This window comes from Mycobacterium dioxanotrophicus, from assembly GCF_002157835.1.
GTDB lineage: Bacteria > Actinomycetota > Actinomycetes > Mycobacteriales > Mycobacteriaceae > Mycobacterium > Mycobacterium dioxanotrophicus.
In genome coordinates this window covers 863,305-883,398 of record NZ_CP020809.1, presented here as the reverse complement: position 1 = coordinate 883,398, position 20,094 = coordinate 863,305, and the positions used below count along the sequence as shown (strand labels likewise).

The window sequence follows — 20,094 nt, the reverse complement described above, 5'->3', positions numbered from 1 at the left end:
GGTGCGGAGCTTGGTTGCGCGTTTACCCCGTGTACCCGATGCTGCAGACGATCAACGCCGCTGGTGCGCGAAACGTTTCCGCAAATGGGCACCGAAAGGTTCGCCGCTAGCGAAAACACGGACCGGCGGTGACCGCCGATCCGTGTACTGGCAATTCTCTTTTACGTTGCCGCGTGGAATGCGTCGATCACGTCGGCGGGAATCCGGCCCCTGGTCGACACATTGTGCCCGTTGCGGCGGGCCCATTCCCGGATGGCCGCGCTCTGTTCGCGGTCGATGGCCCCGCGGCCCCGGCCCGCCGGGCTCGCGGCGCGCCCGCGCCTGCGGCCACCGACACGACGTCCGGCCTCGACCCATTGTTTGAGATCGTTACGAAGCTTGGTCGCATTCTTGGACGAAAGATCGATCTCATAGGTGACGCCGTCGAGACCGAATTCGACCGTCTCGTCGGCGGTGGCTGCACCATCGAAATCGTCAACCAACGTGACGGTCACTTTCTTTGCCATTAGCCCCGCACCGAACCCTTCTGCCTACGCATTGATGAGTAGTTGCCAGTATCCCGCCTCGTTGACCAATGTGCCACACCGACGCGCGCTAATACAACAGATCAGGTTCGAAGTCACTCAGTTGCCGAGACGCCGGACAATCGGGAACAAAACCGTCTCCCGAATTGAAAGCCCCGTCAATGCCATCAACAACCGGTCGATACCCATTCCGGTACCAGTCGTCGGCGGCATCGCATACTCCAATGCGGCAAGGAAATCCTCGTCGAGAACCATTGCCTCGTCGTCTCCGGCAGCTGCCGCGCGAGCCTGCGCCGCGAAACGTTCGCGTTGGATTACCGGATCGATCAACTCGGAGTAACCGGTCGCGAGTTCGAAGTTACGGACGTACAGATCCCATTTTTCTGTGACTCCGACAATACTTCGGTGCGCGCGCACCAACGGCGTCGTCTCGACCGGGAAGTCCCGCACGAACGTGGGTGCCCACAACTTGTCGCCCACGGTGTGTTCCCAGAGTTCTTCCACCAATTTCCCGTGCCCGTAGCCACGATCCCGGGGAATCTCGGCGCCGAGTTGATCGGCGATCTGCCACAACCGCTCCACCGATGTCTGGGGGGTGATCTCTTCACCGAGTGCTTCGGAGAGCGATGGATACATTTCGACGGAGTCCCATTGGCCGTCGAGATCGTAGACCGTGCCGTCGGGCAATGGCACTTCTCTGGTACCCAGCGCTTCGTCGGCGACCTCCTGAATAACTTCCCGGGTGACCGTCGCCGAGTCGTCGTAGTCACCGTAGGCCTGATATGTCTCCAACATCGCGAATTCCGGTGAGTGCGTGGAATCGACACCTTCGTTGCGAAAGTTCCGATTTAACTCGAACACCTTCTCAAAACCCCCGACCGCACACCGTTTCAGGAACAGTTCCGGCGCGATCCGCAGGTAGAGATCGACGTCGAGCGCATTGGAGTGGGTAATGAACGGACGTGCGGCCGCACCGCCGGCCTGAGTCTGCAGCATCGGCGTCTCGACTTCGAGGAATCCGCGCCGTTCCAGAGCGTTGCGCACTGCACGCACGACTGCGACGCGCTGTCGCGCGATGGTGCGCGCCTCCGGACGCACAATCAGATCGACATAGCGCTGCCGCACCCGCATTTCTTCGCTCATTTCTTTATGAGCAACCGGAAGCGGTCTCAGCGCCTTGGCAGCCATCTGCCAGGAATCGGCCAAAACCGACAATTCGCCACGTTTGGAGCTGATCACCTCGCCGTGGACGAACACGATGTCACCGAGGTCGACATCGCTCTTCCAGCTGTCCAGCGATTCCTGGCCGACCTGCGCCAGGCTGATCATCACCTGCAGCTGGGTCCCGTCGCCTTCCTGCAGGGTCGCGAAGCAGAGCTTGCCGGAGTTGCGGGCAAACACCACGCGCCCGGCGATGCCGACCACCTGACCGGTCTGCGTGTCGGCTTCCAGGTCGGGGTAGGCGCTGCGCAGCTCGGCCAGCGTGTGGGTGCGCGGCACGACAACGGGATACGGTTCACGCCCCTCGGCCAGCAACCGTTCCCGCTTGGCCTGACGGATCCGGAACTGCTCGGGGATGTCGGCCTGGGACTCGGACGCTACGTGGCTATCGGCTTGGGTCACGAAATGCCAGCTTAGTCAGCGCGCAGGCTTGAGCCGTCCGCGCTGTGAGTCCCGGTTGCGTTCGAAGATCAGCCGCAGCCCGTCGAGGGTCAGATGCCGGTCGTAGTGCTCGACGGTGCGCAGATCCGGCAGCACCAGCGGAGCGGTGTACCCGGTCGCCACGACGGCGACATTGCTGCCCGCGAACCCGTCGACATCCTCCCGGATGCGGCTGACCAGACCGTCGACCAGACCGGCGAATCCGAAGACCGCACCGGCCTGCATGCACTCGACGGTGTTCTTGCCGATCACCGAGCGTGGTCGGGTCAGCTCGACGCGGCGCAGCGCGGCCGAGCGCGCCGCCGCGGCGTCGGACGAGACCTGCACACCGGGCGCGATCGCACCGCCGAGGAACTCGCCCTTGGCCGACACCACGTCGACGCAGATGGACGAGCCGAAATCCACCACGATCGCGGCCGTTCCGTATTTGTGGTACGCGGCAAGGCAATTCACGATGCGGTCGGCGCCGACCTCTTTGGGGTTGTCCACCAGCAGCGGGATGCCGGTGCGCACGCCCGGTTCGATCAGCACGTGCGGCACCGCCGGCCAGTACTGCTCGAGCATCAGCCGCACCTCGTGCAGCACCGACGGCACGGTGGACAGGCCGGCCGCACCGGTCAGCTGGTCGGCGTCATCGCCGATCAGACCGTCGATGGTCAAGGCCAGCTCGTCGGCCGTCACCTCGGACTCGGTACGAATCCGCCACTGCTGCACCACTTTCGCGTGATCTCCCGAACCGGAGATGAGGCCGACGATGGTGTGGGTGTTGCGGACGTCTATGGCGAGCAGCATCAGCGTGGCGACATCAGCTCGGAGATACCCGCACGCGAGGAGGACGAAAATGCCGGGTGCGGCACATACGCCGGGTCTTCTCCGAGGTCGATCTGCCGGTTGTCGGCGTCGACGAAGACGATCCGCGGGCGGTACGCCCGCGCCTCGGCGTCCTCCATCACGCCGTAGGCGATCAGGATGACCAGGTCGCCGGGGTGAATGAGATGCGCTGCGGCACCGTTGATCCCGATGACTCCGGTGCCCCGCTCACCGGTGATGGCATAGGTCACCAGCCGGGCGCCGTTGTCGATGTCGACGATGGTCACCTGCTCGCCTTCGAGCAGGTCGGCCGCCTCCATCAGGTCGGCGTCGATGGTCACCGAACCGACGTAGTGCAGGTCGGCCTGGGTCACCGTGGCCCGGTGGATCTTCGATTTGAGCATTGTGCGTTGCATCAGTTCCTCCAGGGCAGTTCGTGGTTGTCGTCGACGCGGGGGTGTCCGTCGATACCCGCGGACGCGCCGATGTCAACGGCGATGTTGTCGAGCAGCCGGGTCCGCCCCAGCCGCGCGGCGACCAGCAACCGGGCCTGCCCCTCTTCGGGTGCGGGGCCCAGCCGGGGATCGCGGACCTGCAGGTAGTCCACATCGATGGCGGGCACCTCGTCGAGCACGGCCCTGGCGGCGTCGATCGCCGCACCCGCACCGCCGGCCGCGGCGTACTTGCCTGCCAGCAGCGCCGCCGACAGTGCGGTGGCCTGCTCCCGCTCGTCGGCATCGAGGTAGCGGTTGCGCGAGGACAGGGCCAGCCCGTCGGACTCGCGCACGGTGGGCACTCCGACGATCTGCGCGTCGACGTTGAGATCGGTGACCATCTGCCGGATCAGCGCCAGCTGCTGGTAGTCCTTCTCGCCGAAGTAGGCCTTGTCGGGGTGCACGATGTTGAGCAGTTTCAGCACGACCGTCAGCACGCCGGCGAAATGTCCTGGGCGCGAAGCGCCTTCGAGCTCCTCGCCGAGCGGGCCGGGGTGCACCTCGGTGCGCGGCCCGTCGGGGTAGATCTCGGCGACGGTCGGGGTGAACGCGATGTCGACCCCTTCTGCGCGCAGCGCGGCCAGATCGTCGTCGAGGGTCCGCGGGTAGGCGTCGAGGTCCTCCCCCGCGCCGAACTGCAGCGGGTTGACGAAGATCGACACCACCACCACCGATCCCGGCACGCGCTTGGCGGCCTTGACCAGAGTCAGATGCCCTTCGTGCAGCGCACCCATGGTGGGTACCAGCGCCACCCGTCGCCCGGTGCCCCGCAACGCGCGCGTGACCGCGGAGACGTCGGCAGGGTCGCGGTAGACGTTGAGTTCCCCCGCGCTGAATTTCGGTGGGGTGTCCAGGCTCATCGTTGGCTCGTTTCCGCCAGCACCTCGAAGACGTCTCCGGGTGCGTGGGCACGCTGGGCAGTACGCATTGAGTTGGCCCGATATGCCTGGGCCAGTTGAGGATCCAGTTCTTCCAGAGCGCTCAGGTGGGCGGCCACTGCGGCGGCGTCGCCGCGTGCCACCGGACCGGTCAGCGCGGACTGCCCGCGCTGCAGGGCGTTTTCGAGCGCTGCCCGCGCCAGCGGGGCCACCACCCGTTCGGCCAGGCCGCCCGGTTCGTCGCCGACGAGTTCCTGGCCGAGCAGTTCCTGACCACGCAGCGATGCCCGCAGGACGTCCACGGCGTCGAGCACCAGGGTCACCAGATGGTTGCTGGCATGCGCCAGGGCGGCGTGGTACTGCGTCCTGGCGTCTTCCCGCACCCGGAACGGCTCGCCGCCGATCTCCAGCACGAGTGACTGGCCGATCGCATAACCCACCTCGTCGGCGGCGGTGACGCCGAAGCAGGTGTCGGGCAGCCGGGCGATGTCCTCGTCGGAGCCGGTGAAGGTCATCGCGGGGTGGATGGCCAGCGGGATACAACCTTGCGCGGTCAGCGGTGCCAGGATCCCGACACCGTTGGCACCGGAGGTGTGCACCACGATGGTGCCCGGCCGCACCGCACCCGTGGCGGCCAGCCCGGCCACCAACGCGGCCAGTTCCGCGTCGGGAACCGTGAGCAGCAGCAGTTCGGCGCGCCCGGCGACCTCGTCGACAGGCAGGATCGCCGTATCAGGCAGCCTGCGGTGGGCCCGCAGCCGAGACGGCTCCGAGATGGCGCTGCACGCCACCACGACATGCTCGGCCCGCTCCAGGGCGTAGCCGAGCGCGGTCCCGACGCGACCGGCCGAGATGATCCCGACCGAAAGGCGCGCGGGACGCAGCCCGTCGAACTGCTCCATCGCAGACGACCTCACAAGTTGAAGTAGTTGTCATCGTTCCAGTCCCGCGCTGCGGGTACCGGACGGTTGCCACAGACTAGCTCACTCGTCTCGGCGTCTGCGACCGCCACCTTGGGCGGGCGCCGACTGGAAGCGGGCCAGCAACTCGTTGACCGACTGCCCGCCGGCGTGCTGACCATTGGCTTCGTCGGATTCCGGCTCGGGCTCGGGCTCCGGCGGCGGAGGAGGCTGCGAGGGTTCCGCAGCCAGCACCGGACGGCCGGGGTCGCCCGCGTCGGACGAGGCGGAGTGGCGGCCACGTGGCGGTTCGGGTGGCTGGGTGGACATCACCGGCTCGGCAGGAGCCTGCTCGGGAGCGCGGCGACGGCCGACGTACTCGTTGGACGCCCCGTTCTCCGGCACGGGCGGGGCGACCCAGTTGCTGCCCGGCGCACCGGCGGGAATGAACTGCCCTTCGGCTGGAGCAGGCTGCCACCCGGTTTGGGGCTGCTCGGGCAGCCGGTGCGGCGGGGCGTCCGGCGGGGACCACGGGCTGCTCGGCGGCGCCGGGCGCTGGGCGGCGGGCACGTCGAGGGTGGGAGACGGCTCCATCGGCGGCATGGTCGGCGGCGGCGGGGCGGTGCCCACGTCGACGGCGGCTGTTGCTGCGGGGGAACAGGCTGCTGCGGAGCCTGCTGCGGCGGCGCCGGACGAGGCGGCTCCTGCTGGGCGGCCGAGCTTGCTGGTCCTCGGGCATGCGGCGCCTGCGGCGCGGCTCCTCGGGGCCCTGGGCGGACAGCCGGTGCGCGCCACCGGCCGCCGCTGCTGCCGCCGCCGCGACCCAGTCGTTCTCGGACGGATGCGGCTCGGCAGGGACGTCGATGATGGGACTTTCCTCGGTCCGGACGCTGCGGATGTCGGTGTCCTCGACCGGGGACACATCCAGCCTGCTGGCGGTGACGCGGCCCGCAGCCCGCACGGTGCTCTTGTCGTTCTCGATGGCAGGCCGGTGCGACAGATCGGCATCGAACAGGATCTCGAGGTTCGCCCGCAGCGCGGCCAGCTCGGCGCGCAGCGCGGCGACCTCGTCGGCGGCCTGGGCCCGCAGCTCCGAAGCCAGTTCGCGGCGCAGCTGGCTCTCGACGGTCAGCTCGTATTCGCGCCGCGCGGAGATCTCCCGATCGAGCTGAAGGTCGTATACCAGTTTCAGATCGCGGGCCTTGGCCTGGTCGAGATCACTCTGACGGCGGTAGATGACGGAGACGAACGCCGCCACCACGGCGGCCCACAACGCCAGGATGACGGCTAACTTCAGCAACTCCACGCGGTCGGTGAACACCAGCGCCGAACTCGCCAAAATAGCGAGCACCAGCAACACTGTTAAGAGCAGCCAGCCTGGACTTCGGCCGCCGCGCCGTGGCCGAGCACCGCGGGGCAGAACGGTCATGGGCCGACTGTACCTGTCACAGGTCACCTAGCGTGTCGACCGCGGCGGCGATTCGGCCACCAAGCTTCGGTACCCGTTCACTCGGGCGCCGCGTCACCGCCGTCCGGCGGTTCTTCGGGGGACTTGCAGCAATGCTGTAACCACAGTGCGGCAACCACCAATGCCAGCGCGCTGACGACGGCAACCACCACGCCTTTGGTGTCCTCGGCGGCCACCCGCAACTCGCCGCGGCGCGGCAGCAAGTAGGCCAGCACTCCGATCCACCAGCCCGCCACGATGGCCCCGACCCAGGCCGAGGCTTTGGCGATGATCACACCCCGGGCCACCGACAGGGGATGCAGCCGCCCGCCGCCGACGCCGATCTGCCCGGCGTTGATCTTGGACCGCACGTAGAACGCCCAGCCGGCCTCGGCGATCGCCACCGCCAGCAGCGACAGCCCGGTCCAGACGGTGATCGGCGGAAACCACCGGTAGAGCACGACGACCAGCAGGTAGCCTGCGACGGCCACGGCGGCGATGGTGCCTGCGAGGTCACGTTTGCGGGTCGGCCCCATCGCTCAGTCCCGCGTGGATTCGGTTTGCAGCGTCAGGGCCAGGTCCGTCGGCCGCACGCCGTCACGTTCGGCCTGGTCGATCTCGCCGAGCAGGCGCTGCACCGGGCGGGATTCGCCCGCGACGGTCAGCGTGGCGTCCGGATCCACCGTCAGCCACGGGATCAGCACGAAGGCCCGCAGGTGCGCGAGCGGATGCGGCAGCGTCAGGCCATCGGTACGCGAGCTCAGCTCGACGTCGCCGTCGTAGCAGGCGATCAGGTCGACGTCCAGGGTGCGCGGGCCCCAACGCTGACCGCGAACCCGGCCGGCGGCCTGTTCCAGCTCCTGCCCGCGCCGAAGCCACCCCTGCCCGTCGAGGGCCGGGTCGTCGGCGATGAGCACTGCGTTGAGGAACGGACCCTGCTCCACGCCGCCCCACGCGTCGGTTTCGTACACCGGGGACACCGCGCGTACGGCGGGGCCCAGCCCGTCGAGGACCGATTGCAGCCGCGCCATCCGGTCACCGAGATTGGACCCGATCGAAAGCACTACTGAAGTCATCGACGCTCCTCACGTACGCGACTCATCGATGCTCCTCACGTGCGCGGCGACTGCGCCGGGCGACCACAGCGACGTCGTCGAACGTCAACGGGATCGGCGCGCTGGGTTTGTGCACCGCCACCTCGACGGCGTGCAGGCGCTCGTCGGCCATGACAGCGTCGGCGATCTCCGCCGAAACCGTCTCGATCAGATTTCGCGGGGGCCCGGCGACGATGTCCGCGGCGCGCTGGGCCAGCGCACCGTAATCCAGCGTGTCATCGAGTTCGTCGCTGGCCGCCGCGGCCCGCAGGTCGAGCCACGCCGTGATGTCGACGACGAATTCCTGGCCGTCGCGCCGCTCATGCTCGAATACCCCGTGATTGCCGCGAACTCTCAAGCCGCGCAATTCGATTCGGTCAGCCATCGAGTCCTCCCGACTCCCACGCGTCAAGCACGCGCAATGCGTCGACCGAAGCGGTCACGTCGTGCACCCGCACTCCCCATGCGCCGTGCGCCCCGGCAAGCGCGGAGATCACCGCGGTCGCGGTCTCCCTGCCGTCCGGCGGGCGGGGCTCGCCGTCCGCGCCGGCCAGCAACGTCCCGAGGAAGCGCTTGCGCGACGCTCCGACGAGTACCGGGATCCCCGTGCCCACCAGTTCGGGCAGCGCCTGCAGCAACGCCCAATTGTGTTGGCCCGTCTTGGCGAATCCCAGTCCTGGGTCGATGATCAGCCGGTCGGGATCGACCCCGGCGGCCACCGCGGCGTCGACCCGGGCGAGCAGTTCCGCACGCACGTCGGCGACCACGTCGCGATATTCGGGAACGTGGTGCGGACGGTCAGCCCGCACCGAACGCCAGTGCATGAGCACCCAGACACACTTCGCGTCTGCCACCACACCCGCCATGTTGGGGTCGGCCAGCCCACCGGACACGTCGTTGACGATCGTGGCTCCGCAGGCCAGCGCCGCGCTCGCCACATCGGCGTGCATGGTGTCGATGCTCACGGTGACGCCATGTGCGGCAAGCTTTTCGATGACGGGAGCCACCCGCGCGGCCTCGACGCGGGGGTCCACCCGCGTGGCGCCGGGGCGGGTGGATTCACCGCCGACGTCCACGATGGCCGCACCTGCCGCGGCCAACGCCAACCCGTGCGCCACGGCCCGGTCGCGATCGATGAATTTTCCGCCGTCGGAGAAGGAATCGTCGGTGACGTTGACGACCCCCATCACCTGCACACGGGTGGACTTCACTTACGGAGGATAAGTTCCAGCGCCTCGGCCCGAGATGCCTTGTCGGTCTTGAATTGTCCGCGTACCGCCGAAGTCGTGGTGATGGCGCCCGGCTTGCGGACCCCACGCATGGCCATGCACAGATGCTCGGCCTCGATCACCACGATCGTCCCGCGCGGTGCGAGCTTGCGCATCAGTGCGTCGGCGATCTGCGCGGTCAGCCGTTCCTGCACCTGCGGGCGTTTCGAGTACAGGTCGACGAGCCGGGCGATCTTCGACAGGCCGGTCACGCGCCCGTCCTCGCCGGGGATGTAGCCGACGTGCGCCACTCCGTGGAACGACACCAGGTGGTGCTCGCACGTGGAGTACATCGGGATTGCCTTGACCAGCACCAGCTCGTCGTGCTGCTCGTCGAACGTGGTGTTGAGCACCGCGTCCGGATCCGTGTACAGCCCGGCCATCAGTTCCTTGTAGGCCCGGGCCACCCGGGCCGGGGTGTCGACAAGCCCCTGGCGGTCGGGATCCTCACCGATGGCGATGAGCAACTCGCGTACCGCAGCTTCGGCGCGCGGTTGATCGAACACCCGATGGTTGTTGTTGGTGCTCGGCGACCGCGTCGCGGGCTTCGTCATTCGAAGTCCTCCGTTCTCGGATCAGCGATCCTTGTCCTGGCCTGAATCCTCATTCGAGTTCGGCGGCGCGGGCCGGTCCGGCGCAGGCGCCGGCTGGCCAGGATGCGGATAGGGCTGATACGGGTACGGCTGGGGCTGCTGCCATCCCGACGGGTGTGGCGGCGGATACCAGTAACCCTGCTGCGGGTGGTACCCGGCGGGTTGCGGCTGGTTCTGCTGCTGCGGCGACGGCGGCCAGCCGGGCGCGTGCCAGCCGGCGGGAGCGCCGTAATCGGGCTGAGTGGGCCCGTTCGGTGCGCCGTTGCCCGCGACTCCGGCTCCGTTGGCACCGTTCTGCCGCTCGGCTTCCCGGCTGGCGGCGGCGATGGCGGCCTTGAAGGCGGGCTCGGGAACCGGCGGCGGCCACGGCTCGCCGCGCTCGATGGCGATCTCGCCCGGGGTCTTGATCGGCGGCTTGTCCGACGGCACCCGGCCACCGAAGTCGTCGAACATGGTCAGCCGGGGACGCTTCTTGACCTCACCGAAGATCGCCTCCAGTTCGGCGCGGTGCAGGGTCTCCTTCTCCAGCAGCTCGCCGGCCAACGTGTCGAGCACGTCGCGGTATTCGGTGAGGATCTCCCACGCCTCGGTGTGCGCGGCCTCGATGAGCTTGCGCACCTCGTCGTCGATGTCGCGGGCCACCTCGTGACCGAAGTCGGCCTGCGTCCCCATGGTGCGGCCCAGGAACGGGTCGCCGTGCTCGGTGCCGTAGCGGACGGCGCCCAGCTTGCTGCTCATGCCGTACTCGGTGACCATGGCGCGCGCGATCTTGGTGGCCTGCTCGATGTCGGACACCGCGCCGGTGGTGGGCTCACGGAACACGAGCTCTTCGGCGGCACGTCCACCCATGGCGAACACCAGCCGGGCGATCATCTCCGAGCGGGTCATCAGGCCCTTGTCGTCCTCGGGGACGGCGACGGCGTGGCCGCCGGTGCGACCGCGGGCCAGGATGGTGACCTTGTAGATCGGCTCGATGTCGGGCATCGCCCACGCGGCGAGGGTGTGTCCGCCCTCGTGGTAGGCGGTGATCTTCTTTTCGTGCTCGCTGATGATGCGGCCCTTGCGGCGCGGACCGCCGACGACGCGATCGACGGCCTCCTCGAGCGCGGGGCCGGTGATGACCGTCCCGTTCTCCCGGGCGGTCAGCAGCGCGGCCTCGTTCACCACGTTGGCCAGGTCGGCGCCCGACATGCCGACAGTGCGCTTGGCCAGCCCGTCCAGGTCGGCGTCGGGTGCAATGGGCTTTCCGGCCGAGTGCACCTTGAGCACGGCGCGGCGGCCGGCCAGGTCCGGGTTGGACACCGGGATCTGACGGTCGAAGCGGCCGGGCCGCAGAAGGGCCGGGTCCAGGATGTCGGGCCGGTTGGTCGCCGCGATGAGGATGACGCCCTGGCGGTCGCCGAACCCGTCCATCTCGACCAGCAGCTGGTTGAGCGTCTGCTCGCGTTCGTCGTGGCCGCCGCCCATTCCGGCGCCGCGCTGACGGCCGACGGCGTCGATCTCGTCGACGAAGATGATGCACGGGCTGTTGGCCTTGGCCTGCTCGAACATGTCGCGCACCCGAGAGGCGCCGACACCGACGAACATCTCGACGAAGTCCGAACCCGAAATCGTGAAGAACGGAACCCCGGCTTCCCCGGCGACCGCCCGGGCCAGCAGCGTCTTGCCGGTGCCGGGCGGGCCGTAGAGCAGCACGCCCTTGGGGATCTTGGCGCCCAGCGCCTGATAACGGCTGGGGTTCTGCAGGAAGTCCTTGATCTCGTAGAGCTCCTCGACCGCCTCGTCGACGCCTGCGACGTCGGCGAACGTGGTCTTGGGCATGTCCTTGCCCAACTGTTTGGCCTTGGACTTGCCGAAGCCGAAGCCCATGCGCCCGCCGCCCTGCATACGGGAGAACATCACGAACAGGCCGACCAGCAGCAGCACCGGCAACATGTAGATGAGCAGCGAGCCGAGGAAGCTGCCTTGATTGACGACGGTGTTGTACTTGACGTTCTTGCCGACCAGCGCGTCGACGACATGCACCGCGTAGCCCGTGGGGAACTTGGTGATGATCTTCTTGCTGTTGTCGGTGTCGCCGTTGCTGTTCTTCAGGTCCAGCCGCAACTGTTGCTCGCGGTCGTCGATCTGTGCGCTGTCTACGTTGTCAGCGTTGATCTGAGCCATCGCCACCGAGGTGTCGATGGGCTTGTAACCGCGGGTGTCATCGCTGAAATAGAGAAACGACCAGCCCAGCAGCAGCACGACCGCGATCGCGGTCAGCGTGCGGATCACATTTTTCCGGTTCATCAAAATCGGCCGAGTTCGGCCCGGTCCTTCCAACGTGCACAGTTGAGAGCTTTCAGGCTACCGCTAGACCAACGTCGGGCAGTTCCCGACGTTGGTCTAGCCCTCGGCGGCCGGCCATGCTTGGGTGAGATCGTGCTCATCCCGACCGAACGGTTAGTCGATACCAACGGCGTGACCTTGCGAGTGACCGAGGCGGGTGAGCGGGGCAACCCCGTCGTCGTGCTCGCGCACGGCTTCCCCGAACTCGCCTACTCATGGCGGCATCAGATCCCCGCCCTGGCCGCGGCCGGCTACCACGTGCTCGCCCCCGACCAGCGTGGTTACGGCGGCTCGTCGCGGCCGGCGGCGATCGAGGACTACGACATCGTCGCGCTCACCTCCGACATCGCCGGGCTGCTCGATGACGTCGAAGCCGAACGCGCCGTGCTCATCGGCCACGACTGGGGTTCGCCGGTGATGACGAACTTCGCGCTCTTCCATCCCGACCGCGTGCGCGCCGTGGTCGCGATGAGCGTGCCGCCCGTGCCTCGGGCACCGGCACCGCCGACGCAGATCTGGCGCAAGATGATCGGCGACAACTTCTTCTACATCCTGTATTTCCAGGAACCGGGCGTTGCCGATGCCGAACTGGCCGTCGACCCGCGGGAGTCGATGCGCCGGCTGATCACGCTCGAGGGCATCAGCGCTCCCCCGGACGTGCTGCGCGACCGGCCCCTGCCGCCGCTTCCGGACTGGGTGACCGCCGGCGAGTTCGAGCATTACATCGAGGCTTTCACCGAGACGGGGTTCACCGGGCCACTAAACTGGTACCGCAACTTCGACCGCAACTGGGAGCTGACGGAGCACACGCCGGCCTCGACCATCACGGCGCCGACACTGTTCGTGGCGGGCACCGCCGACCCGGTGCTCGGCTTCACCCCGCGGGACCGGGTCCGCGACGTGGTCACTGGGGACTACCGGGAAGTGCTCATCGAGGGCGCCGGGCACTGGTTGCAGCAGGAGCGCCCCGACGAGATCAACGCAGTGCTGCTCGAGTTCCTCGGCGGCCTGTGACATGCCGGTAGGGTCCCGTGGCATGGCGATCGCCGCGAATGCGAAGTTGCGAACCCGTGCCCTCGTCGCCGTGCTGGCGGCTCTGCTCATCACCGGTGTGTCGGCGTGCGATTCCAAGTCCGGGCCCGACGCCCACGGCGGCTCACCCGACACCCGGCAGGTCACCGTCATCGGCTCCGGCAAGGTGCAGGGCACGCCCGACACGCTGACCGCCAACGTGGCGATGGAGTCGGTCGCGGGAGACGTCACCGCCGCGCTCAGCCAGTCCAGCCAGCGCCAGCAGGCCGTGATCGACGCGCTGGTGGGCAACAAGGTGGACCGCAAAGACATCAGCACCACGCACGTCAGCGTGCAACCGCAGACCAATGCCGACGGCACGACCATCGCGTACCGGGCGAGCAACGCCATCGACGTCAAGATCCGCGACATCACCGCGGCGTCACAGCTGCTGGCGCTCATCGCGAACACGGGCGGGGACGCCACGCGTATCAACTCGGTGAGCTACTCGATCGAGGACGATTCGCAGCTGGTCAAAGATGCTCGCGCACAAGCCTTCAACGACGCCAAGAGCCGCGCCGAGCAGTACGCCCAGCTGTCCGGGCTCACCCTGGGCAAGGTCATCTCGATCTCCGAACAGTCCGGCACCACACCGCCGACGCCCGCGCCGATGCCGCGCATGGCGCTGGACTCGGTGCCGGTGGAACCGGGCCAGCAGACCGTCAACTTCAGCGTGACGGTGATCTGGGAACTGACCTAGGCCGGGCTGGATTGCCGGCTCAGCCGGCGACCGGCGCGATGTCGACGGGAATCCCGTTGAGCACCGCGGTACCCGACAGCGGGTCCAGATGCGTGCCGTCGTTGAGTTGGTTGACGTTCACACCGCGGTCCGCGCTCCAGCCGTGCGGCAGGGAGACCACACCGCGCCGCATGCCGTCGGTCACCTCGACGGGGACCAGCAGCTCACCGCCCGGACCCTTGACGATGGCGACGTCGGTGAGCCCGAGATCGGCTGCGTCGTCCGGGTGGATCTGCAACGTGCACCGGTTGGATCCGCCGGACAACGCAGGCAGGTTGTGCATCCAGCTGTTGTTGGACCGCAGGTGGCGCCGCCCGATCAGCAGGAACCCACCTGCCGCGCGGCGCAGCGCATCGCGGAGCCGGGCCACGTCGGCGACGATGAGCTCCGGGGCGAGTTCGATTCGCCCACTTGGGGTTCGCAGCACTTCGGGGATGCGCGGACGCAGCGGGCCGAGGTCGATGCCGTGTGGATTGGCCTTGAGCCGTTCCAGCGTCAGCCCGTCGGGCTTCGCGCCGAACGCGTCGCCGTAGGGCCCGAGCCGCAGCATCATGTCGAGACGGCGTTCATAGCCCGGGCCGGGGTGCAGCATCGCGGTGAGCTCGTCGACGTCGCGTCCCGCCACCGGCGAATCGGGGTCGGCGGTCTCCTTCGCGAGCGTCGTCGCGATCACCTGCGCGTCGACGCTACCCGGATCTGCTTGTGCCCCAAGGCCATACAAGATGAGCGCGAGCCGGGACAGGATCTCCGGCTCGGAGGGCCGCCCGTCCAGCGGCAGCACCGGCGACGAGTAGCGCACGTTGTTGCGCACGGCGAGGTTGTTCAGTGCGACGTCGAAGTGCGCGCTCTGGGCCGGCGGTGGCGGCGGCAGGATGACGTCGGCGTGCTGCGTGGTCTCGTTGAGATAGGGGTCGACGGAAAGCATGAATTCGACACTTTGCAAAGCCTTTTCGAGCCGCTCACCGTCGGGCGCGGAGAGCACGGGATTGCCCGCGACGGTGATGATCGCCTTGATCTGCCCTTCGCCCGCGGTGTCGATCTCCTCTGCGAGCGCGGCGGCAGGCAGCTCCGACAGCGCCTCCGGGTAGCCGGACACGCGGCTGGCCCACCGTCCGGTCTTGAACCCGCGGCCGGGTTTCGCCGGGCGAGGCGCCGGTGCTGTCGCGCCGAGCGGGAACATCGCCCCGCCGGGCCGGTCGAGATTGCCGGTGAGGATGTTGATGACGTCGACGAGCCAGCTGCCGATCGTGCCGAATTCAACTGTGGACGTGCCGATCCGACCGTAGACGGCCGCGGTCGGGGCCGCCGCGAGTTCGCGGGCCAGCGTGCGGATCTCCGCCGCAGGCAAGCCGCAGGCCTGCTCGACGGCCTCGGGTGAGAATTCCTCGGCCAGGACACGGACCTGCTCGACCCCGGTGACGTGCTCGGCCATGTCACCGAGGTCGACGAGGTCCTCGTCGAACAGCACCTGCACGATCGCGAACAGCAGCGCCGCGTCGGTGCCTGGCCGCGGCGCGAGGTGACGGTCGGCGAGATCGGCCGTACGGGTGCGGGCCGGGTCGATGACGACGAGCGTGCCGCCGCGGCTGCGCAACGCCCGCAACTTGCCGGGGAAGTCGGCTGCCGTGGCCAGGCTGCCGTTGGACACCAGCGGATTGGCGCCGATGATGACGAGATAGTCGGTGCGGTCGAGATCGGGCACGGTGAACGCGACCGGGCTGCCGAACATCAGGCCCAGCGAGACGTGTTTGGGCATCTGGTCCAGCGTGCTGGCACTGAACACCTGACGGGTGCCCAGGCCGCGGATGATCAGCGGCGCGTAGAGACTGCCCGCGATGGTGTGGGCGTTCGGGTTGCCGAGGTACACCCCGACAGAGGATCCGCCGTGCTCGCCGATCACCGCGCCGAGCCGCTGGGCGACGACGGCGTACGCGTCGTCCCAGGTGGTCTCGGTCAGCACGCCGTCGCGGCGCACCAGTGGGCGAGTCAGCCGGTCGGGATCGTTGTCCAGCTGTCCGAAGCTCGCGCCCTTCGGACAGATGAACCCGGCGCTGAACACGTCGTCGCGGTCACCGCGGGCACCGGTCACCCGGCCGTCGGAAATGGTCAAGGTCAGGCCGCAGGTGGCCTCGCAGAAGGGGCAGATCCGCAGGGCAGTGTTGGTGTCGGCCATGCGTGCGATTCTGCGCCGCGCCGTGCCGTTTGGTAAGCCTCCGGCTTAGTGCCGTTTGGTAAGCCTCCGGCTTAGGGCTGCTCGTACACCTTCGGTTCGAGGGTGCCGATGTAGGGCAGGTCGCGGTAACGCTCGGCGAAGTCGAGGCCGTATCCGACGACGAACTCGTTGGGGATGTCGAAGCCCACGTAGGCGACGTCGAGCTCGGTCTTGACCGCTTCGGGTTTGCGCAGCAGCGTGCACACCCGCAGCGAGCGCGGATGGCGTGTGGCCAGGTTGCGCAGCAGCCACGACAGCGTGAGCCCGGAGTCGATGATGTCCTCGACGATCAGCACGTCGCGGTCGTTGATATCGCGGTCGAGATCCTTGAGGATGCGCACCACACCCGACGACGAGGTGGACGAGCCGTAGGAGCTGACCGCCATGAACTCCAGCTGGGTGGGCAGCGGGATGGAGCGGGCCAAGTCGGTGACGAACATGACCGCGCCCTTGAGCACCGTCACCAGCAGCAGGTCGTCATTGCCCAGGTTGTCGCGGTACTCCTCGGCGATCATGTCGGCCAGTTCGGCAGTGCGGGTCCGGATCTGCTCCTCGGACAACAGCACCGATTTGATGTCTCCCGCATACAGTTCGGCAGAGTCGACGGCCACGGGGAACAGCCTAGCTACACCGGTTCGACGTGGAGCCTCAGCACCCCGCCGTGGCGCCCGGCAATCAGCCTTTGGCGGCGCAACGCCGAGCCCACAGCCACCCCGCCCTGCCCACGCCAGGCCGTGACCAACCGGTTCGCCGCGCGGATCTGGGTGTCGGTGAGCCCGCTGGCCCCGCCCGACATCAGCCACCCGCGGATGACGCGGCGACGCAGCGCATCGGGCAGCGCCGCCAGCCGGGCGGTGTCCAGGCCGCCGTCGCCGGTGGCCGCGTCGTCGAGGGCCTGGCGGGACAGTTCGTCGAGCGCATCGGAGTCTTCGCGCAACGCCCGGGCCGTGCGGCCGAGCGCCTCGGCCACCCCGCCGCCCAGCACATCCTCGAGCACCGGCATGACCTCGTGGCGCAACCGTGACCGGGTGAACCGCGCATCGGTGTTGTGCGGGTCGTGCCACGGCGTGAGCCCGAGTTCGTCACATGCCGCGTGGGTCAGCGCGCGGCGGACCTCCAACAGCGGCCGATGCCACGGCGGATCGTGTGGCCGCATCCCGGCGATCGACCGCGGCCCCGAGCCCCGGCCCAGCCCCAGCAACACCGTCTCGGCCTGATCGTCGAGGGTGTGACCGAGTAGCACCGGGGCGCCGGCGCGGGCAGTGTCGAGCACGGCGTAGCGCGCCGTCCGCGCTGCCGCCTCGGGCCCACCGGCAGTGCCGATCTGCACCGAAAGCACCTGTGCTGCAACACAACCCAGCTGCAATGCCTGAGCACGCGCCGCCTCGGCCACCGCGCGCGAACCGGCCTGCAGGCCGTGGTCGACGATCAACGCGGTCGTGGGCCGCTGCGCCGCGGCAACCGCGGTGAGCGCCAACGAGTCCGGCCCACCGGAGAGCCCCACACACCAGTGGTCGCCGTCGATGTGCACACCGGCCGTCGCCACCGCACGGCGCAGCGCAGCTACAGCACCCGATCGATCCATCGCTGCGGTTCATCGATTTCTGTTGGCAGCGGCAGAGTTTCGGCGCCCGACCAGACGGTGTTGAACCGGGCCATACCGACCGCCGCCACCACATGGTCGACGAAGGCCTTGCCCCGGGTGTACTGGCTGAGCTTGGCGTCGAAGCCGAGCAGCGCCCGCACCAACCGCTGCACGGGCGGCTGTTTGCGTTGCCTACGCTCGTCGAACCGGCGCCGAATGATGTTGACCGACGGCACCACCGCCGGGCCGACGGCATCCATGACGTGATCGGCGTGGCCCTCCAGCAGCGTGCCGAGCACCAGCAGCTGATCGAGCGCCTTGCGCTGCGGTTCGGCCTGCACGGCCCGCACCAGGCCGAGCACGCCCGTCGAACCTGGTTCGGGCGCAACGCCGTTGCGTTGGTTCCGGACATAGCTCGCCAGCCGCCCGGCCACTGCGGCGACGTCGTCGCCGGCATCCTGGGTCAGCACGGCCAGCGCATCGGACATGTGGGTGGCCAGCCACGGGTTGGCCCGGAACTGCACACGGTGCGTGACCTCGTGCAGACATACCCACAGCCGGAAATCGGCTGGGGTGACCCGTAATTCGCGTTCCACGGCGATCACGTTGGGGTACACCAGCAGTAGTTCGCCACCGTCGGGCGCGAACGGATCGTACTGGCCGAGAATGCCCGACGAGATGAACGCCAGCACCGCGCCGGTCTGCGCGCCGGTGACCCGCCCGGTGATGAACCCGGGCTTGTGGTCACTGTCGTCGGCACCGCCGGTCATCACCCGCATCGACCGGGTGGCCGCACGGATCCAGTCAGGACGGTCGACGACACGGGCCTCGGGCACCTCGGCACCCTCGTTGAGCCCGGTCACCTCGCGCACCGGCAGCTCGGCGGCGCGAGCGCTCTCGTAGAGCTGGTCGATCGCGATCCTGCGCGTGTAATCGGTGAACGCCGGGGCCGGCCGGGCCAGCTTGGCGCCGACCGTGGCCGCGAACTCCCAGTCGACGGCACGGCCCGCGGTCAACGCGGAGGGGCGGCTCATGCGCCGCACCCGCATGAGCGCAGCACGGCCGCCACGGCGTCGATGGCCGTGCGGCCGGTCGCTCCGGCGTTGTTCGACAGCAGTGCGAACGTCAGCACCCGGCCGCTGGCGTCGGTGACGATCCCGGCCAGAGCGTTGGTGCCGGTCAGTGAGCCCGTCTTGGCCCGAAGCCAACCGGCCGCGGCCCGCCCCGATTCGGTGTCGAGGTAGCGGTTGGACAGCGTGCCGCTGCCACCGGCCACCGGGAGCAGGTCGACCAGTGGCCGCAGCTTGGGTTCGGTAGTGCCCGAGGCGGCGGTGACCACGCCGTCGAGTGTCCTCGCCGTCAGCCGGTCGAACACCGACAATCCGCTGGAATCGACGAGCTTGGCGCCGCTCGTGTCGATACCGATGCTCTGCAGCTGCCCGAGCACGGATTGGACGCCGCCGTCGAAGCTCTGCGAATGATTCAGCTGATCGGCGACCTCGCGCGCGATGGATTCGGCCATCACGTTGTCCGACTCGTTCATCATCTGACGCAGCCGCTCGATCAGTGGGGCCGACTGCACCTGGGCGATCTGCCTGCCGCCGAACTGCGCCAACCGGGTGGCCGACACCGTCACGGTCGAGGGATCGACCTTGAGGGCGACAGCCAACGCCTTACCGGCCTCCAGGGCCGGGGTGGTGGTGCGTCGGGAATCGACAGTGGCCGGCTGGATGCGCCCGCAGTCGAGCATCACAGGTTCCATCGGCGCGATGTCCCCGCCGCCGATATCGGAGGGATCCCAGCCAGGCGCCATCGTCGGACCGGTGTAGGCACTGGTGTCCACCGCGACCGCGGTGACCCGCACCCCGCTCTGCCGGATCTGATCGGCCAGGTCGCTGATCCGGGCGGCGCCCTTGTACCAGGTGTCGGTACCGGCCGGGGCGTCCGAAAGCGTGGTGTCGCCGCCGCCTTTGAGCACCACCAGACCGGGCTGTTGGTCGGAGGCCACGACCGTGGTGGTCAGCCGGGCCCCGCGATCGAGCGTGAGCAGCGCCGCCGCAGTGGTGAGCACCTTGTTGACCGACGCCGGTTGCATCGGGGTGTCGGCGTCCTGCTCCCACAGCTGCGCCCCCGTGGAGGCGTCCGTCACGCGACCTGTGATCTCGCCGAGGTCGGGATTGGCCAGAGCGGGCGCCAACGCGGCGGCCAGGCCGCCGACAGTCGGGGTCGGAGCCGACATGTCGACCGGCGTGATCTCGGGACTGGCCGTCGCCGCCGGCGGAGCGGGTTTTGCCGCGGCGGCGTCGCTGGATTGCCGCCCTGTCAGAATGGCCGCGACAGCAACCACGGCGGCGACCAGCGCCAGAACCACGACGCCCACCGCCACGTGGGTGGAACGCCGCCACCGAGTGGGCCGCATAGTTCTCCTGCTCATTCATCGACGGGGACCAGGCACCCCGCTGCGCCAGCCTATCGCTGGATTAGGGTTGA

Annotated in this window: 20 protein-coding genes and 1 pseudogene; 2 read left to right on the top strand and 19 right to left on the bottom strand. The window is 68.5% G+C overall.

Annotated features, from left to right (window positions below; genetic code table 11):
• Positions 1-161: 161 nt before the first annotated feature.
• The 14 genes and pseudogenes from lsr2 to ftsH all read right to left on the bottom strand — a co-directional run bounded on the left by lsr2 (position 162) and on the right by ftsH (position 11,958).
• Positions 162-506, bottom strand: coding sequence for a histone-like nucleoid-structuring protein Lsr2 (gene lsr2, locus BTO20_RS04135; protein WP_029369358.1), 345 nt, complete (start codon positions 504-506; stop codon positions 162-164).
• 117 nt (positions 507-623) lie between these two features.
• Entirely contained in the window at positions 624-2,147 is a 1,524-nt protein-coding gene (lysS, locus tag BTO20_RS04130; RefSeq protein ID WP_087073628.1) for a lysine--tRNA ligase, read from the bottom strand.
• Positions 2,148-2,162: 15 nt separating this feature from the next.
• Positions 2,163-2,978 (bottom strand): type III pantothenate kinase, encoded by an 816-nt coding sequence (locus tag BTO20_RS04125; RefSeq protein WP_087073626.1) that lies wholly within the window; start codon positions 2,976-2,978, stop codon positions 2,163-2,165.
• Positions 2,978-3,412, bottom strand: a complete 435-nt coding sequence (panD, locus tag BTO20_RS04120) for an aspartate 1-decarboxylase (RefSeq protein ID WP_087073624.1) — start codon at positions 3,410-3,412, stop codon at positions 2,978-2,980. Before panD ends, BTO20_RS04125 begins: the two co-directional genes overlap by 1 nt.
• Positions 3,412-4,350, bottom strand: a complete 939-nt coding sequence (gene panC, locus BTO20_RS04115; protein ID WP_087073622.1) for a pantoate--beta-alanine ligase — start codon at positions 4,348-4,350, stop codon at positions 3,412-3,414. The genes panD and panC overlap by 1 nt, the downstream gene beginning before the upstream one ends.
• Complete coding sequence (locus BTO20_RS04110) at positions 4,347-5,270, bottom strand: Rossmann-like and DUF2520 domain-containing protein (protein ID WP_087073620.1); 924 nt, start codon at positions 5,268-5,270, stop codon at positions 4,347-4,349. The genes panC and BTO20_RS04110 overlap by 4 nt, the downstream gene beginning before the upstream one ends.
• Positions 5,271-5,351: 81 nt before the next feature.
• Positions 5,352-5,861, bottom strand: coding sequence for a hypothetical protein (locus BTO20_RS40225; RefSeq protein ID WP_232491331.1), 510 nt, complete (start codon positions 5,859-5,861; stop codon positions 5,352-5,354).
• A 327-nt stretch (positions 5,862-6,188) separates the two neighbouring features.
• Positions 6,189-6,696 (bottom strand): annotated as a pseudogene (locus BTO20_RS40220) (DUF6779 domain-containing protein); the annotation flags it as partial.
• A gap of 77 nt (positions 6,697-6,773) precedes the next feature.
• A complete protein-coding gene (locus tag BTO20_RS04100; RefSeq protein WP_087073618.1) occupies positions 6,774-7,250 on the bottom strand; it encodes a DUF3180 domain-containing protein in 477 nt (158 codons plus the stop codon).
• A gap of 3 nt (positions 7,251-7,253) precedes the next feature.
• Positions 7,254-7,790, bottom strand: a complete 537-nt coding sequence (folK, locus tag BTO20_RS04095; RefSeq protein WP_087073616.1) for a 2-amino-4-hydroxy-6-hydroxymethyldihydropteridine diphosphokinase — start codon at positions 7,788-7,790, stop codon at positions 7,254-7,256.
• 22 nt (positions 7,791-7,812) lie between these two features.
• Positions 7,813-8,193, bottom strand: a complete 381-nt coding sequence (gene folB, locus BTO20_RS04090) for a dihydroneopterin aldolase (RefSeq protein ID WP_087073614.1) — start codon at positions 8,191-8,193, stop codon at positions 7,813-7,815.
• Complete coding sequence (gene folP, locus BTO20_RS04085; protein ID WP_198344249.1) at positions 8,186-9,019, bottom strand: dihydropteroate synthase; 834 nt, start codon at positions 9,017-9,019, stop codon at positions 8,186-8,188. The genes folB and folP overlap by 8 nt, the downstream gene beginning before the upstream one ends.
• Positions 9,016-9,630 (bottom strand): GTP cyclohydrolase I FolE, encoded by a 615-nt coding sequence (folE, locus tag BTO20_RS04080; protein ID WP_087073612.1) that lies wholly within the window; start codon positions 9,628-9,630, stop codon positions 9,016-9,018. Before folE ends, folP begins: the two co-directional genes overlap by 4 nt.
• 21 nt (positions 9,631-9,651) lie before the next feature.
• Positions 9,652-11,958, bottom strand: a complete 2,307-nt coding sequence (ftsH, locus tag BTO20_RS04075; RefSeq protein WP_087073610.1) for an ATP-dependent zinc metalloprotease FtsH — start codon at positions 11,956-11,958, stop codon at positions 9,652-9,654.
• A gap of 132 nt (positions 11,959-12,090) precedes the next feature.
• Here ftsH and BTO20_RS04070 point away from each other — a divergent pair, with 132 nt between their 5' ends.
• Entirely contained in the window at positions 12,091-13,011 is a 921-nt protein-coding gene (locus tag BTO20_RS04070; RefSeq protein WP_198344248.1) for an alpha/beta fold hydrolase, read from the top strand.
• Between the two features lie 22 nt (positions 13,012-13,033).
• Entirely contained in the window at positions 13,034-13,768 is a 735-nt protein-coding gene (locus BTO20_RS04065) for an SIMPL domain-containing protein (protein ID WP_087073606.1), read from the top strand.
• Positions 13,769-13,787: 19 nt separating this feature from the next.
• Here BTO20_RS04065 and BTO20_RS04060 read toward each other — a convergent pair whose 3' ends face one another.
• The 5 genes from BTO20_RS04060 to dacB form a co-directional block, all read right to left on the bottom strand.
• The gene (locus BTO20_RS04060) at positions 13,788-15,980 is read right to left on the bottom strand and encodes a molybdopterin-dependent oxidoreductase (RefSeq protein WP_087073604.1); all 2,193 of its coding nucleotides are present in this window, start codon (positions 15,978-15,980) and stop codon (positions 13,788-13,790) included.
• A 71-nt stretch (positions 15,981-16,051) separates the two neighbouring features.
• A complete protein-coding gene (gene hpt / locus BTO20_RS04055) occupies positions 16,052-16,639 on the bottom strand; it encodes a hypoxanthine phosphoribosyltransferase (protein ID WP_408632179.1) in 588 nt (195 codons plus the stop codon).
• A 5-nt stretch (positions 16,640-16,644) separates the two neighbouring features.
• A complete protein-coding gene (gene tilS / locus BTO20_RS04050; RefSeq protein ID WP_087073600.1) occupies positions 16,645-17,604 on the bottom strand; it encodes a tRNA lysidine(34) synthetase TilS in 960 nt (319 codons plus the stop codon).
• Positions 17,583-18,638 (bottom strand): zinc-dependent metalloprotease, encoded by a 1,056-nt coding sequence (locus tag BTO20_RS04045; RefSeq protein WP_087081575.1) that lies wholly within the window; start codon positions 18,636-18,638, stop codon positions 17,583-17,585. The genes tilS and BTO20_RS04045 overlap by 22 nt, the downstream gene beginning before the upstream one ends.
• A complete protein-coding gene (dacB, locus tag BTO20_RS04040; RefSeq protein ID WP_087073598.1) occupies positions 18,635-20,023 on the bottom strand; it encodes a D-alanyl-D-alanine carboxypeptidase/D-alanyl-D-alanine endopeptidase in 1,389 nt (462 codons plus the stop codon). Before dacB ends, BTO20_RS04045 begins: the two co-directional genes overlap by 4 nt.
• Between the last annotated feature and the right edge of the window lie 71 nt (positions 20,024-20,094).

Coding starts and splice junctions, on each gene's coding strand:
- folB (WP_087073614.1), bottom strand. CDS start 8,193: ATGGCTGACCGAATCGAATTGCGCGGCTTGAGAGTTCGCGGCAATCAC.
- BTO20_RS40225 (WP_232491331.1), bottom strand. CDS start 5,861: ATGGAGCCGTCTCCCACCCTCGACGTGCCCGCCGCCCAGCGCCCGGCG.
- tilS (WP_087073600.1), bottom strand. CDS start 17,604: ATGGATCGATCGGGTGCTGTAGCTGCGCTGCGCCGTGCGGTGGCGACG.
- BTO20_RS04100 (WP_087073618.1), bottom strand. CDS start 7,250: ATGGGGCCGACCCGCAAACGTGACCTCGCAGGCACCATCGCCGCCGTG.
- lsr2 (WP_029369358.1), bottom strand. CDS start 506: ATGGCAAAGAAAGTGACCGTCACGTTGGTTGACGATTTCGATGGTGCA.
- panD (WP_087073624.1), bottom strand. CDS start 3,412: ATGCAACGCACAATGCTCAAATCGAAGATCCACCGGGCCACGGTGACC.
- BTO20_RS04060 (WP_087073604.1), bottom strand. CDS start 15,980: ATGGCCGACACCAACACTGCCCTGCGGATCTGCCCCTTCTGCGAGGCC.
- BTO20_RS04045 (WP_087081575.1), bottom strand. CDS start 18,638: ATGAGCCGCCCCTCCGCGTTGACCGCGGGCCGTGCCGTCGACTGGGAG.
- BTO20_RS04065 (WP_087073606.1), top strand. CDS start 13,034: ATGGCGATCGCCGCGAATGCGAAGTTGCGAACCCGTGCCCTCGTCGCC.
- BTO20_RS04110 (WP_087073620.1), bottom strand. CDS start 5,270: ATGGAGCAGTTCGACGGGCTGCGTCCCGCGCGCCTTTCGGTCGGGATC.
- panC (WP_087073622.1), bottom strand. CDS start 4,350: ATGAGCCTGGACACCCCACCGAAATTCAGCGCGGGGGAACTCAACGTC.
- BTO20_RS04125 (WP_087073626.1), bottom strand. CDS start 2,978: ATGCTGCTCGCCATAGACGTCCGCAACACCCACACCATCGTCGGCCTC.
- dacB (WP_087073598.1), bottom strand. CDS start 20,023: ATGCGGCCCACTCGGTGGCGGCGTTCCACCCACGTGGCGGTGGGCGTC.
- folE (WP_087073612.1), bottom strand. CDS start 9,630: ATGACGAAGCCCGCGACGCGGTCGCCGAGCACCAACAACAACCATCGG.
- folK (WP_087073616.1), bottom strand. CDS start 7,790: ATGACTTCAGTAGTGCTTTCGATCGGGTCCAATCTCGGTGACCGGATG.
- ftsH (WP_087073610.1), bottom strand. CDS start 11,958: ATGAACCGGAAAAATGTGATCCGCACGCTGACCGCGATCGCGGTCGTG.